General features: G+C 66.5%; 11 protein-coding genes. 9 read left to right on the top strand and 2 right to left on the bottom strand.

Going from position 1 to position 13,325, the window contains the following annotated elements; translation table 11 throughout:
* Positions 1–33 precede the first annotated feature (33 nt).
* Complete coding sequence (locus MLG_RS05645; protein ID WP_011628850.1) at positions 34–642, bottom strand: superoxide dismutase; 609 nt, start codon at positions 640–642, stop codon at positions 34–36.
* A 259-nt stretch (positions 643–901) separates the two neighbouring features.
* On the opposite strand from MLG_RS05645, the gene MLG_RS05650 reads away from it, so the two are divergent.
* The 6 genes from MLG_RS05650 to MLG_RS05675 all read left to right on the top strand — a co-directional run bounded on the left by MLG_RS05650 (position 902) and on the right by MLG_RS05675 (position 9,223).
* Positions 902–2,437, top strand: a complete 1,536-nt coding sequence (locus MLG_RS05650) for a hydantoinase B/oxoprolinase family protein (RefSeq protein ID WP_011628851.1) — start codon at positions 902–904, stop codon at positions 2,435–2,437.
* Between the two features lie 58 nt (positions 2,438–2,495).
* Positions 2,496–3,185 carry a phosphate regulon transcriptional regulator PhoB gene (phoB, locus tag MLG_RS05655; RefSeq protein WP_011628852.1) on the top strand — a complete coding sequence of 230 codons (690 nt, stop codon included), beginning with the start codon at positions 2,496–2,498 and terminating at the stop codon, positions 3,183–3,185.
* Positions 3,186–4,517 carry a phosphate regulon sensor histidine kinase PhoR gene (gene phoR, locus MLG_RS05660; RefSeq protein ID WP_011628853.1) on the top strand — a complete coding sequence of 444 codons (1,332 nt, stop codon included), beginning with the start codon at positions 3,186–3,188 and terminating at the stop codon, positions 4,515–4,517.
* 265 nt (positions 4,518–4,782) lie between these two features.
* The gene (locus MLG_RS05665) at positions 4,783–5,190 is read left to right on the top strand and encodes a hypothetical protein (protein ID WP_011628854.1); all 408 of its coding nucleotides are present in this window, start codon (positions 4,783–4,785) and stop codon (positions 5,188–5,190) included.
* Positions 5,159–6,370, top strand: a complete 1,212-nt coding sequence (locus MLG_RS05670; protein ID WP_041717926.1) for a porin family protein — start codon at positions 5,159–5,161, stop codon at positions 6,368–6,370. Before MLG_RS05665 ends, MLG_RS05670 begins: the two co-directional genes overlap by 32 nt.
* Positions 6,371–6,400: 30 nt before the next feature.
* Complete coding sequence (locus MLG_RS05675; RefSeq protein WP_041717927.1) at positions 6,401–9,223, top strand: bifunctional diguanylate cyclase/phosphodiesterase; 2,823 nt, start codon at positions 6,401–6,403, stop codon at positions 9,221–9,223.
* Between the two features lie 10 nt (positions 9,224–9,233).
* Here the strand turns inward: MLG_RS05675 and MLG_RS05680 are convergent, their stop codons facing one another.
* Positions 9,234–11,342 (bottom strand): HelD family protein, encoded by a 2,109-nt coding sequence (locus tag MLG_RS05680; RefSeq protein ID WP_011628857.1) that lies wholly within the window; start codon positions 11,340–11,342, stop codon positions 9,234–9,236.
* Between the two features lie 227 nt (positions 11,343–11,569).
* Between MLG_RS05680 and MLG_RS05685 the strand changes: the two genes are divergently transcribed.
* The 3 genes from MLG_RS05685 to MLG_RS14765 all read left to right on the top strand — a co-directional run bounded on the left by MLG_RS05685 (position 11,570) and on the right by MLG_RS14765 (position 13,325).
* Complete coding sequence (locus tag MLG_RS05685) at positions 11,570–11,767, top strand: hypothetical protein (protein ID WP_041717928.1); 198 nt, start codon at positions 11,570–11,572, stop codon at positions 11,765–11,767.
* Between the two features lie 50 nt (positions 11,768–11,817).
* Positions 11,818–12,183: a hypothetical protein gene (locus MLG_RS15395; protein ID WP_041717929.1), complete on the top strand. Its 366-nt coding sequence runs from the start codon at positions 11,818–11,820 to the stop codon at positions 12,181–12,183.
* Between the two features lie 80 nt (positions 12,184–12,263).
* A complete protein-coding gene (locus tag MLG_RS14765) occupies positions 12,264–13,325 on the top strand; it encodes an ATP-binding protein (RefSeq protein ID WP_232209290.1) in 1,062 nt (353 codons plus the stop codon).

Here is a 13,325-nt window from a genome sequence, read left to right on the forward strand (position 1 = left end):
GGCGGTGCGGCCGCCCCGGGCGCGGTCCGGGCCTTACTTGGCCTCGGCCAGGCGCTTTGCCACCTCGTCCCAGTTGACCACGTCCCAGAAGGCCTCGACGTAGTCCGGACGGCGGTTCTGGTAGCGCAGGTAGTAGGCGTGCTCCCAGACATCCAGGCCCAGGATGGGGGTGCCCTTGACCTCGGCCACGTCCATCAGCGGGTTGTCCTGGTTGGGGGTGGAGGTGACCTGCAGCTGGCCCTGGCCGTTGACGATCAGCCAGGCCCAGCCGGAGCCGAAGCGGCCCAGGGCGGCGTTGGTGAACTCCTCACGGAACTTCTCGTAGGAGCCGAAGGCCTGGTCGATCTGCTGGGCCACCTCACCCTGCGGTTGACCGCCACCGTTGGGGGACAGCCACTGCCAGAAGGCGGTATGGTTCCAGTGGCCACCGCCGTTGTTACGCACCGGGGCACCCAGTTGGCCGGCCTTCTTCAGGAGGTCTTCCAGAGACAGATCGGCCTCCGGCTTGCCCGCGATGGCGTCGTTCAGCTTGGTGACGTAGGTGTTGTGGTGCTTGGTGTGGTGGATTTCCATCGTCTGGGCGTCGATGGCGCGATCCAGCGCGTTATAGTCGTAAGCCAGATCGGGCAGCTTGAAAGCCATATGATCGCTCCTCAGTATCTCCGTTTGGGAATGACAGCCGGTGGCCCGGCTCGCTCGATCGAGTTGTAAATTCCTTAGTACATTATTTGGGGACTCGAGCGGAATATCTCAACCCCCGTCCCGTTCCGCGTCCGCCCATTATAGGCTAATTGTGCAGTGCACCGGCATGGGATCAACTCTGTCGCAGCGGCAGGTACCATAACACCCAAAGCCTGATCTTGACCCGGCACGGCCCGACCGTGCCCCAGGAGCAACCACCATGGACCCGATTGCCCTCAGTGTCTTTTCCAGCCGCATGGCCGCCGTCTGCGAGGAGATGGGCGCCGTGCTGCGGCGCACCGCCTTCTCGCCCAACATCCGCGACCGGCTGGATTTTTCCTGCGCGGTGTTCGATGCCGACGGCGGGCTGGCGGCGCAGGCCGCGCACATCCCGGTGCATCTGGGCAGCATGGCCTACGCCATGGCGGGGGTGATCCGGCGCTTCGACTGGCAGCCGGGGGACATGGTGGTCTTTAACGACCCCTTCCTGGGCGGTACCCACCTGCCCGATGTCACGCTCGTCTCGCCGCTGTTCGTGGATGGCGAACGGGTCGCCTTCCTGGCCAACCGCGCCCACCACGCGGATATCGGTGCGGTGACCCCGGGCTCCATGCCCCTGTCCACCACCCTGGAGGAGGAGGGGGTGCTCATCAGTCCGGTGCGGCTCTACCGGGCAGGCCGGCGCGACGAGGCCGTGTTGCAGCGCATCGTCTCGCGCACCCGCAACCCCCGGCAGGCGGGGGGCGACTTTGCCGCCCAGGCCAGTTCGGTCTCCAGCGGTGTGCACCGGCTGCAGGAACTGGTCGGGCGCATGGGGATGTCTGAGTTCCGGGCCGCCCTTGCGGCGTTGAACGATTACGCCGAGCGGCTGGTGCGGGCCGCCTTGGTGGACCTGCCCGACGGCAGGTGGACCTTTACCGACTACCTGGATGACGACGGCCAGGGGCAGCAGGACCTGCCCATCCAGGTGGCCCTGACCCTCGATCACCACGATGCCCACGTGGACTTCGCCGGCTCCGCCGACCAGGTGCGGGGCAACCTGAACTGCCCCTTATCGGTGGCGGCCGCCGCCGTGTTCTACGCCTTCCGCTGTCTGATGCCGGAGCAGACCCCGGCCTGTGCCGGTGCCTTCCGGCCTATCACCCTGAGCGCCCCCGAGGGCAGCCTGCTCAACGCCCGCCACCCGGCCGCGGTGGCTGCCGGCAATGTCGAGACCAGCCAGCGGGTGGTGGACGCGGTGCTGGGGGCGCTGGCGCCGGCGCTGCCGGACCGCATCCCCGCGGCCAGCCATGGCGGCATGAACAACCTGGCCATGGGGGCGCTGGCGGAGGACTCGCCCTGGGACTACTACGAGACCCTGGGCGGCGGCATGGGCGGCGGTCCCCACCATCGCGGCCGGTCGGGCGTTCAGGTGCACATGACCAATACCCTCAACACCCCCCTGGAGGCGCTGGAGATGGCCTATCCGCTGCGTCTGCGCCGCTATGCCCTGCGCCGTGGCTCCGGCGGTGCCGGGCGCCATCCCGGAGGCGAGGGGGTGATCCGGGAGTACGAGTTTCTCACCCCCGCATCGGTCACGCTGATCACCGAACGGCGCCGCCATGCCCCCTGGGGGCTACAAGGTGGCGCGCCGGGCGCGGTGGGCGAGAACCGGCTCAACGGCGAGCTGCTGCCGGGCAAGGTGCGCCTGGAGGTGGCGGCCGGGGACCGGCTCACTGTCATGACCCCCGGGGGTGGCGGCTGGGGCGGTTCATAGTGCTGTAACATTACTGCCTTTAAATAGCGGCCGTCGTTACCTGACGGGGATTGGATGCATGGCTGTCAATATACTGCTCGTGGAAGACGATGCGGCCGTTCGAGAGATGCTGCTGCTGCCGCTGCGGCGCGCGGGGTTCGAGATCACCGGCGTCGCTGATGTCGCCCAGGGCAAGGCGGCGCTTTTGGAGCGCGTGCCGGACCTGATCCTGCTGGACTGGATGCTGCCCGACGTCAGCGGCATCGATTGGGCGCGGGAGCTCAAGCGCGACCCCTTCACCCGCGATGTGCCGCTGATCATGCTCACCGCCCGTGGCGAGGAGGAGGACAAGGTGCGCGGTCTGGAGGTCGGCGCCGATGACTACGTCACCAAGCCGTTCTCGCCTCGGGAACTGATCGCCCGTATCCGGGCGGTGCTGAGACGGACGACGCCGGATGCCGGCGACCAACCCGTGGAGGTGGAGGGGCTGACCCTGGACCCGGTCAGCCACCGGGTGTCCGGCAACGGGCGGACCCTGGACATGGGCCCCACGGAGTTCCGCCTGCTGCACTTCTTCATGACCCACCAGGAGCGGGTCTATACCCGCGGTCAGTTGTTGGATAACGTTTGGGGTACCAATGTTTATGTGGAGGAGCGCACCGTTGATGTCCACATCCGGCGGCTGCGCAAGGTACTGGCGGAGTCCGGACACGACCATCTGGTGCAGACCGTGCGCGGTACCGGCTACCGGTTCTCGGCCCAGGTCTGAATGATGCAGGGAAACCCCTGGCCCCGGGTGCTGTCCCGCCTGTCCGCATTGTTCCTGCTGGCGGCCCTGGTCGGTTGGTGGGCGGAGGCGCTGAGCGAGGCGCTGTTGCTGGCGGCCCTGACGATGCTCGCCTGGGAAGGGTATAACCTCTACCGTTTTGAGGCCTGGCTGCGTAAGGGGCGGCAATTGGCACCCCCCGCCGCCCATGGGCTCTGGCGGCACCTCTTCGACGCCCTGTACCAGCGCCAGCAGCGCCAGCGCCAACGTCGGCGTAATCTGCAGCGCCTGATGGCCCGCTACCGGGACTCGGCCCGCGCCATGCCCGACGCCCTGGTGGTGCTTAGCGGCGACTACCGCATCGATTGGTGGAACCCGGCCGCCGCACGTTTGCTGGGGCTGCGCTGGCCCGGCGACAGCCACCAGCGGATCGCCAACATCTACCGCCATCCCGATTTCGTGGCGTTCCTCTCCTCCCGCAGTCCGGTGACCCGCGAGGTCAGCCTCCCGTCACCGTTGGACAGCCAGGTCTGGCTGGAAATCCGGCTGGTGCCCTATGGCACCGACCGCTACCTGCTGCTGGCGCGTGATGTCACCCACCTGCACCGGCTGGAGACCATGCGTCGGGACTTTGTGGGCAATGTCTCCCACGAGTTGCGGACGCCGTTGACGGTCATCTACGGCGTGGCGGAAACCTTGAACGAGGAGATGGCGGACGACCCCGAAGTTGGCGACATGCTGCGTTTGTTGCAGGAGCAGTCCGAGCGCATGCGCCGGCTGGTGGATGACCTGCTGCTGCTCTCCCGCCTGGAGACCGGTGCCACGCCCAGCCACCCGGAGTGGGTGGACATGCCGCGGTTACTGGAGGAACTCGTCGAGGACGGCAAGGCACTTTCGGGCAGCCGCCATCACCGTTTTGAGTTGACGTGCGAGCCGGGGCTGTTGCTGGAGGGGTGTGAGAGCGAGCTGCGCAGCGCCTTCTCCAACCTTATTTTTAATGCCGTTAAATACACCCCGGGGGACGGCTATATCGGCGTTCGGTGGTATGCCGACAAGGCGGGTGCCCATTTATCTGTCACCGACAATGGCATTGGGATACCGGCAGCTCATATCCCAAGGCTCACCGAGCGTTTTTACCGGGTGGACAGCGCCCGTTCCAAGGCCAGTGGCGGTACCGGTCTGGGGCTCGCCATCGTCAAGCATGTGCTCAATCGCCACCGGGCGCAGCTTACCGTGCGCAGTCAGCCGGGGCAGGGCAGCACCTTCATTTGTACCTTTCCCACCGCATTGCTGCGCCGGGCCGGCACCCGGACGGCCCGGCCTCCCGCAAGCTAGGGAACCGGACGAAGTTCATGGATTAAACCCTGAGCGCGTCGGCGTTTCTATAGCCGACCGGTTTCGATATAGTAACTTCCTACGGAGCACCTAAGCCTATAAGAAACTGCGTAACGGTCACCACGGCGCAAGGACGAATAAGCTGCTGCGACTCAGGACATTAGGGGCTATTATCCGATCCCTCTCCGGTATCACCACAGACCGGGGCCCATGCCTTTGGCGGTCAGCCGGGGCGCGCCGCTCCGGTTCGGCACTGGCTGGGCTAATGCTTGCCTGGGCACTGTTCAGCAGCGCCCAGGCGCTGGCCGAGCAGGAGCCGGTCTATTTGGTTGCCCACCCCGGGGTCGGCACCGAAGCGATCAGCCGGGATGCCGTTCGTGCCATGTTCGCGATGCGACAGCGCCATTGGCCGGACGGCACCAGCGCCCGGGTCTTCGTGCTCACCGAGGGTCACCCGGTCCACGAGCGTTTCGTGAAGGGCCGTCTTGATGCCTTCCCCCACCAGTTGCAATTGGCTTGGGACCGGGCCGTTTTCTCGGGCACCGGTCAGTCACCCCATCGGGTGGGTTCCCAGGCGGAGATGCATGAGCGCGTGGCCACCACCCCTGGCGCGCTGGGCTATCTGACAAGGGAGTACCTGGATGAGCGCGTCCAGATCATTGCGATTGAATAGGCGGGCTGCCGGTGGTCTGGCGGGCGTGTTGGCACTGGGGCTGAGCACCGCCGCCGCGGGGCAGGACATGCTGGACACCCTGCAACTGCACGGTTTTTTGAGCCAGGGCTGGGTCACTACGGACCACAACAACTTCTTCGGCCCCAGCCGCGACGGCGGCGGCAGCTTCAAGTTCACGGAGATCGCCGCCAACGCCTCGCTGCGGCCCCACCACGATCTGCTGCTTTCGGCCCAGGTGCTGAGCCGTCGGGCCGGTGGGGATGGTCGTGACGCCCGGCCCAAACTCGACCATGGGGTGGTGGACTACCAGTTCGTATCGTCGGCCAGCCGCACCCTGGGCCTGCAGGCGGGCCGCTTCAAGAACCCCTTCGGCCTGCACAACCAGACCCGGGATGTGCCGTTCGCGAGGCCGGGTATCCTGCTGCCGCAGTCCATCTACTTCGATCGTGCCCGCTCACTGGCCCTGGCGGCGGACGGCGGCACCGTCTACCTGGAGGAGCGCATCCCCGACGGTGGCGCGCTCCGGGCCCAGGTGGGTTTTGGCCGGGTCCAGGCGGACGACGACCTGGAGCGCACGCTGCGGCTGGACCCGGTGCCGGGCGGTATAGAGCCCCGGGACTCGGTGATTGGCCAGTTGCTCTATGAGCACGACGGCGGACGCATCATCGCTGCGCTCAGTGCGGCTCGCGTCAAGGCCCGCTTTGAGCGCGACGGTGCCCGTGATGGTCAGTTCGATTTCCAGCCCTGGATTGTCTCCTTCCAATACAACGAGGCCCTCTGGGACCTGACCGCGGAGTTTGCGGTGCGGGAGTCGAGCATGGAGGGATTGGCGGACATCGGCGCCGATTTCGACATCACCGGCGAGAGTTGGTATGTGCAATACACCCGTCGTTTTCACCCGGACTGGCAGTGGCTGATCCGCTACGACAGCCTGGTCAGCGACCGCAGTGACCGCTCGGGCCGGGACTTCGCCGCCGCCACCGGCCTGCCCGCCCATGCCCGCTTTGCCCACGACTGGACGCTGGGGCTGCGCTGGCAGCCCCATCCCAAGGTGCAGTTGGGCGCTGAGTACCACTATGTGGACGGTACCGGCTGGCTGCCCACTGAGGACAATCCCGATCCCTCCGACACCCGCCGGCGATGGAATATGCTGCTCATGCAGCTCTCGCTGCGTTATTGACGCCGTCGACCCGGTGACTGAAGGATGCGCATGAGCGAAACCGGAACCGCGCGACGCCGACTCCGCCTGGGCCTGACCTGGCGGGTCATCGCCCTGACCAGTCTGGTGCTGGTGGGGCTGGCAGCCCTGGTCACCGCGCATGGGCATGGCACCCTGGAGCGGCAGTTTCAGGAGGCCCGTGAGGCGCACCAGGCGCGCCAGCATCGCGAGATCCGCCTGGCGCTGGAGCGATCGGCGGAGGGACTGCGCGAGCTGGCGGCACTGGTGGCGTCGGCACCGGAGCTGGCCCGGGCCGTGCAGGCCGGTGATTCGGAGGGTGCGCACCGCGCTCTCGACGGGCAGTGGCCCACTCTGCAGTTGGAGGCCGGGGTGGAGCGTATCGGCGTCTACGCGCCAGACGGCACGCAGGTGGCCGCCCGCGGCGGGAGGCCCGCGGTCGCGCCGGAGGGGATCGAGCGCTGGCTGCATCAGGTCCGTCTGGACGACAGGCCACTGACCGCATTGATCTGCCAGGCGGGCTGTCGTCAGTTCAGCGTGGTGCCCATGCTGGTGGCGGGTGAGACCGCCGGTATGGTGATGCTGTCGCGCTCCCTGGTGGACCTCACCCGCCAGCTGCACGATGTCTCCGGCAGTGATGTGGCGCTGCTGCTACGCGGCGACACCATGGTGGATCAGGCAGGGGACATCCCCCGGTTGCCGGAGTGGGACGCTCATCTGCTCGCCCTCACCCGCAGTGAGGTGACCCTGCCCTGGCTGCAGGCCCTGGCCAGCGAGGTTAGCATGGAGGCCCTGGTAAGCGCCCCGCGGCAGATCGCGATCGACGGACGGGAGTTGGAGATCAACGCGGTGACGCTGGCCGAGCATGAGGCGCCCGGTGGCAGCGGCTACCTGCTGCTGATTACCGATATCACCCGCCAGCTGGATGTCATCCAGTGGCACACCCGCAACCTCTTCTTTATGGGGCTGGCCGGATGGCTCGTGGCGGAGGCGATCCTGCTGCTCATCCTGTGGCGTCCGATGCTGCGTCTGCGCCGCCTGGCGCAGGTCCTGCCGGGGCTGGCCGAGGGCGGCTTTCAGCGGGCGCGTACCGCCATTCCGGTCGGGCGCCCCCGGCTGGCCGATGAAATCGATCTGCTGGAGACCACCACGCTCGGTCTGGCCGATCAGCTGGAGGCCCTCGAGCGCGAGGTGCGGCGCCGGCGTGAGCAGGTGGTCTCCCAGCTGCGCGCCCTGGGGCGTGAGCGGGATTTCGTCAGCAGTCTGCTGGACACCGCCCGGGTCCTTATCGTGAGTCAGGACGCCGAGGGGCGGATCACGCTAATCAACGACTACGCCCAGGCGGCGTTGGGCCGTCGCGAGGATGAGTTGGTGGGCGCGCACTTTGACGCGGTCTTTCCGGGCCTGGTCCCCATCGGTCGTAACAGCGGCCTGCCTCGGGAGGAGGAGCGCCCGCTGCACAGCCCCGGCCGGGGGGAGCGGATCGTGGCCTGGTACCACGCCCCGCTGGCGGCGGAGGAGGGGCGGCCGGCGGGCCGCATCTCGGTGGGGCTGGATATCACCGAGCGCAAGGCCGCGGAGGCGCGGCTGATCTGGCTGGCCCAGCGTGATCCGCTGACCGAGCTCTACAACCGCCGTTACTTTCAGGAGGCCCTCGACAGGGCGTTGGCCAAGGGGGTGCACGGGGCGGTGCTGCTGATGGACCTGGACCAGTTCCGGGATGTCAACGAGCTGAGTGGCCACCACGCGGGTGATGAGCTGTTGCGGTTGGTGGCCGGGACGTTGCTGGATCATCTGGAGCACCGGGGCGTGATCGCCCGCCTGGGCGGCGACGAGTTTGCACTGCTGCTGGAGGAGACGGATGCCGACGCGGCGGTCTCCGTGGCCCAGTACATGGTCAAGCTCCTGGAAGACCTGGGCCTGAGTATCGGCGAGCGCCGCCACCGGGTCAGCGCCAGCATTGGCATTGTGCTGTTCCCCGAACATGGCGAAACCCCGACCGATCTGATGGCCAGTGCCGATGTGGCCATGTACAAGGCGAAAGAGACAGGGGTCCAGCGCTGGCACCTGCTCCACGCCCTGGACCACGCCAAGGGCGAGCTGCAGGAGCGGGTCTATTGGGTGGAGCAGTTACACCAGGCGCTCCAGGGTGATGCCTTCGAGCTCATGGTGCAGCCCATCGTGCGGCTGCGGGACCGCAGTGTGCGCCACTACGAGGTGCTTGTGCGTATGCGCGATCCGTCCGGTGAACTGCTGCTGCCCGGCCGGTTCATCCCCTTCGCCGAGCACAGTGGCCAGATCGTTCAGCTGGACCGCTGGGTGCTGCGCGCGGCCCTGAAGGTGCTCCGCCGGGTGCAGTCACAGGGTATTGGCCTGGCAGTGAACCTGTCGGGGCAGTCGCTCCACGACGATGGACTGACGACCTTCCTGGCGGACGAGCTCCGCGCCAGTGGTGCGGACCCGGAGCACCTGATACTGGAGATCACCGAGACCGCGGCGGTTACCGATTTTTCCACCGCCCGAGGGGTGTTGGAGGGCATCCGCGCCTTGGGTTGTCAGACGGCATTGGACGATTTCGGGGTCGGGTTCAGCAGCTTCCATTACCTGGGCCAGTTGCCGGTGGACTATATCAAGATCGACGGTAGCTTTATCCGCAGCCTGCCCCACAACGAGGACAGCCGGATTATCGTCAGGGCCATCGCCGACATTGCGGCCGGTTTCGGCAAGGCGGCCATTGCCGAGTTCGTTGACCAGGAGGTCCTGGTGCCGATGCTGCGTGACTACGGCATCGCTTACGGCCAGGGCTATCACCTGGGCCGGCCGGTGCCAGTGGAGGAGGCCTTCGGGCCAGCCTGAGCGGGCGGCGTCAGAGTGAAACGGTGACGGCGACCTCGTCCGCGGCCGGCAGGAAGGCGGCCGGTGCCCCGGTATGGGTTACGGTCAACCGGTGCATGGCGCGGGTGCAGGCCACGTAGAGCAGGTTGCGTTCCATGTCGGTGCGGTAGTTCTTCTCGCTGACCTCGGGGATGATCACCCGGTCGAACTCCAGCCCCTTGGCCATGTGTGCGGTGCAGACGATGATGCCCGGGGCGAATCCGCTGCTTTGTTCGGTGAGCAGTCGGATGCCTTCCAGCGTCTCGCTCAGCCGGTCGTGGGTCCGTTTGGCCTGCCTCTGGGTCTTGCAGATGATGCCCAGGGTGTTGTGGCCCGAGGCCTGGAAGTCCATTGCCTGTTCCTCGATGTGGGCCAGCTCCGCTTTGCGGGTCCGGCAGCGGACGACCCGCGGCGGCTCGCCGTGGCGCTCTATGGCCTCCAGCTCCGGGTTGGGGGCGATTTGCTGGGCGAATTGGGTGATCTCGTAACTGGAGCGGTAGCTCTTGGTCAGGCTGACCCGTGAGGCCTGCATGAAGGCCTGCTGAATCTGCTCGGCATCGGAGGCGCTGTAAGGGTTTACCGACTGATTGGCGTCGCCCAGGATGGTCTTGTTGCAGCGGAACAGCCGAGCGATCACCGCGTACTGTACCGGGGTATAGTCCTGCATCTCGTCAATCAGCAGGTGCTTGACGTACCGATAGGGCGAGCGGATGCCTTCCAGGCGCATCTTCAGGTAAATCAGCGGGAAGACGTCGGCGTACTCCAGCTTGCCCCTCTTTGCGGTTTTGAACAGCTCCGGCCGACCCAGCCAGGTGAAGAACTGTTTGTAGGTCTCGCGCAGGGTGGACTGGCGGATCATCCCCTTCACCGCCTCCCGCAGTGCCCGGCGGTCCTCCGGCATCAGGTCGTAGTTGTACTGGATGCCGAACTTCTGTTCGGTCTCCCGGACCACCTGGGCAATGCGCTCCGACATGCCCATATTGCGGTGCTTGCGGAAGATCTCCTCCAGCAACCAGCCGGGGATCAGCCGGCGGGCGATCCACAGGTCTTCGGCGACAAAGCGGTTTTCCTCCACGTGCGCCGCATACTCGCCGAGCTTTTTGAGGAACTCCGGGGAGGCCTTATAGCGCAGCCGCTCCTTCATTGCCTCGTCGTCGTTCTCCAGTAGCTCGGCGGTCTGCTCGAAGAAGGTCTGGAAGCGGTAGCGGCTTTCCAGCAGCTCGTCGGCCAGGGTCTCCATACCGATCTCATTCACCTGCTCCTCGCCCAGCTCCGGGAGCACGTTGGCGATGTAGTCAGCAAAGACCCGGTTGGGCGAAATGATCAGGATGTCCGTCGAGCTGAGGGTTTCCTTGAAGCGGTAAAGCAGAAACGCGATGCGGTGCAGGGCGATGGACGTCTTGCCGGATCCGGCCACCCCCTGGATGATCAGTGCCGGCGCCGTCTCGTTGCGGATAATGGCGTTCTGGTCGCGCTGAATGGTCGCGACGATATTCCGCATGCTGTCGTCGGAGCTGCGGGCCAGTTCCTCCTGGAGCACCTCGTCCACCACATGCAGGTTGCTGTCGATCATCAGCTCCATCTTGCCGTGGCGGATCCGGAACTGGCGCTTGAGCTGGACCTCGCCGTCCACCACACCGTCGGGCGATTCATACCGGGCCGGGCCGGTTTCGTAGTCGTAGAACAGGCTGGCGATGGGCGCGCGCCAGTCGTAGACCACGTTCTCCCCGCTGTTGTCGTCGTAGAAGTGGTGAATGCCGATGTAGATGGGGTCGGTCCCGGTTGCGCCGTCGGCGGCGAAGTCGAGGCGGCCGAAATAGGGGGCACGCTGGAGCTTCTTCAGCCGTTTCTGGCGGTCGAGAATGGTCTCACCGGTCATCACCGACTGCTCGATGGACTGGCGCGTGGAGATCTTCTCCACATGGTCCATATCCGCCCGTGCCTCCCAGAGGTATTCCTTCTGTTCCCGGACCTCCTCGGCGTAGGCGCGCAGGCGCCGGTCAGTGGCCTCCAGGGCGCGCTGCAGGCGGGCCATCACTTCGGCGAGACGGGCATGCTCTTCCTGCTCGGCAGGGGTTTGTGGTGCGTTCTCAGTACTCATGGGCGATCACGTCTTCTTCGGTGGGGCAGGGCGGCGAGCCGGCCCTGGGCCGGGGCCGGGGCCGATTATCCGGTCGTCCGCCGGCGGGGTCAAAGCCCGGTGGCAGCGGGGCTGTATTCAGCGGGCGGGAGCAACCCACCTAAGTAGCTTTACCGATGACAGTGCCACCCGCGTGCACCACAATTGGAAGTGGTCTGCCCGATGGGAGTCGCTGTCTGGAGGTGCCCATGGCGTTTCACACGCCGGACCCGAAGCTGCGTGCCGTGGAGCAGCGCAACGCCGAACTCCGTGCCCAGGCCTTCGCGGCGTGCTTCCGCTGGTTGAGGCGGGGCCTCAGCCGCGTCACCGCCCGGATGCACAGGGCGGTCTCTGTCCGTGCCCGCAAGCGTGGGCGAGGGCGGAACGGCGCCGCCGGCGGGGCGTGACCGGCAAGGGCGATGGGCCCTGGGCTGGCGACACAACCACGAGGTGCCCGATGGCGAATTCTAACGGCGTGGTCAGCGGCCCGCTCCCCTCCCGGCAGGATTACGTCCTGGAGGCCGTGCTAATGCTGTGCGCCATCTTACCGGTGATGGTGTCGTTGTACGTCAGCATGGCAACCGGTGAGGGGCACTGGTTTCAGCGCTCCGGGGCGCTGATGGTGCTCTTCTCCTTCGCTGTGGAGTTTCACCGCACGCGGGTCTTTGGGCGGGCGACGCAATGCGGCGATGACCAATGCGAGGTCGATGGGGCGACGATGCCGGCCCTGGCCCGGTTCTGGCGCTCGGTGCCCTACGCCTGTTATGCCTCCATTGTGCTGGGGACGTTGATCTGGAGCTACGGCGATCTCCTGTTCGGCTGAACTGGCAGATATTGGTCCGACAGCTACGGTTTATGGGCATACGGGCTCACTCCACCCGCTGTCACCGGAAACCACCGCGCATGATCTTCTCCGACGAACTGTCCAAGACGCAGGATGCCACCGCCCGACTGTTCGAGGAGCTTTACGACCCCGCCTTTCTCATCGATGTGGACCACGGCTGTTTCGCCGGGGCGAATGCCGCCGCCTGCCGTTATCTGGGCTACAGCAGTGACGATTTCCAGCGGCTGACCCCGGCCGACATCCACCCGCATGAGATCCCACGGCTGCAGGCCTTTCTCGCCCAGGTGCGCCGGGAGGGCCGTTGGGTCGCGGACGATCTCTCCTGCCGGGCGCAGGGCGGCTCACTGCTGCCTGCCCAGGTCCGCGCCTCCTGTATACGGATCGACAATCGGGAGTACATTCTCGCCATCGTGCGGGATCGCCAAGAGGAGCAACTGGCCGAGTTGGGCCGCTCCATCCGCAAGGTCACGCATGACCTGCGGAACACCATGGTGGCCTCCCAGTTGATGGGGGACCGGCTGGCGCGCCATCCCGACCCGCTGGTGCAACGCAGCGCGGAGATGATCCGCCGCTCGGTGCGGCGGTCGGTGCGCATGTGCGAGGCGATGCTGGAGGTGGGCAATGCCCGGGAACGAGCGCCGCAACTGGAGCGCTTCACCCTTGATGACGTGGTCGAGGAGGCCCGTGCGGCCATCGGTCCCGAGGAGGTGGCCCGGGCCTCACTGCAGGCGCCCGGTGCCGACGCCGTTGTCCTGGACGCCGATTTTGATCAGATCTTTCGCATCCTGCTGAACCTGGTCCGCAACGCGGTGGCTGCCGGCGCCCGACAGATCCAGGTGCAGGGCGGCCAGCATGCAGATACCGTTTGGGTGGAGGTCGCGGACGATGGTCCCGGTGTCCCGGATACGGTCCGTGATGAGTTGTTCGTGGAAAAGCGGACCGCGCCACGTTCCGGCGGCGCCGGTCTGGGTCTGGCCATCGCCTGGGAACTGGCGCGCAACCACGGCGGGGCGCTGACCCTGAAGGAGAGTGGCCCCGAAGGCGCGGTGTTCCGGCTCACGCTGCCGCGATCGGCCTCACCGGAAGCGGTCCTGGATAGGTTGCGTCAGTCCGAGGGCTGA

The organism is Alkalilimnicola ehrlichii MLHE-1, assembly GCF_000014785.1.
GTDB lineage: Bacteria > Pseudomonadota > Gammaproteobacteria > Nitrococcales > Halorhodospiraceae > Alkalilimnicola > Alkalilimnicola ehrlichii.

What these genes read in the sequence shown, in the direction of transcription:
- MLG_RS05645 (WP_011628850.1), bottom strand. Translation starts at nt 642, where the DNA reads ATGGCTTTCAAGCTGCCCGATCTGGCTTACGACTATAACGCGCTGGAT.
- MLG_RS05650 (WP_011628851.1), top strand. Translation starts at nt 902, where the DNA reads ATGGACCCGATTGCCCTCAGTGTCTTTTCCAGCCGCATGGCCGCCGTC.
- phoB (WP_011628852.1), top strand. Translation starts at nt 2,496, where the DNA reads ATGGCTGTCAATATACTGCTCGTGGAAGACGATGCGGCCGTTCGAGAG.
- phoR (WP_011628853.1), top strand. Translation starts at nt 3,186, where the DNA reads ATGATGCAGGGAAACCCCTGGCCCCGGGTGCTGTCCCGCCTGTCCGCA.
- MLG_RS05665 (WP_011628854.1), top strand. Translation starts at nt 4,783, where the DNA reads ATGCTTGCCTGGGCACTGTTCAGCAGCGCCCAGGCGCTGGCCGAGCAG.
- MLG_RS05670 (WP_041717926.1), top strand. Translation starts at nt 5,159, where the DNA reads ATGAGCGCGTCCAGATCATTGCGATTGAATAGGCGGGCTGCCGGTGGT.
- MLG_RS05675 (WP_041717927.1), top strand. Translation starts at nt 6,401, where the DNA reads ATGAGCGAAACCGGAACCGCGCGACGCCGACTCCGCCTGGGCCTGACC.
- MLG_RS05680 (WP_011628857.1), bottom strand. Translation starts at nt 11,342, where the DNA reads ATGAGTACTGAGAACGCACCACAAACCCCTGCCGAGCAGGAAGAGCAT.
- MLG_RS05685 (WP_041717928.1), top strand. Translation starts at nt 11,570, where the DNA reads ATGGCGTTTCACACGCCGGACCCGAAGCTGCGTGCCGTGGAGCAGCGC.
- MLG_RS15395 (WP_041717929.1), top strand. Translation starts at nt 11,818, where the DNA reads ATGGCGAATTCTAACGGCGTGGTCAGCGGCCCGCTCCCCTCCCGGCAG.
- MLG_RS14765 (WP_232209290.1), top strand. Translation starts at nt 12,264, where the DNA reads ATGATCTTCTCCGACGAACTGTCCAAGACGCAGGATGCCACCGCCCGA.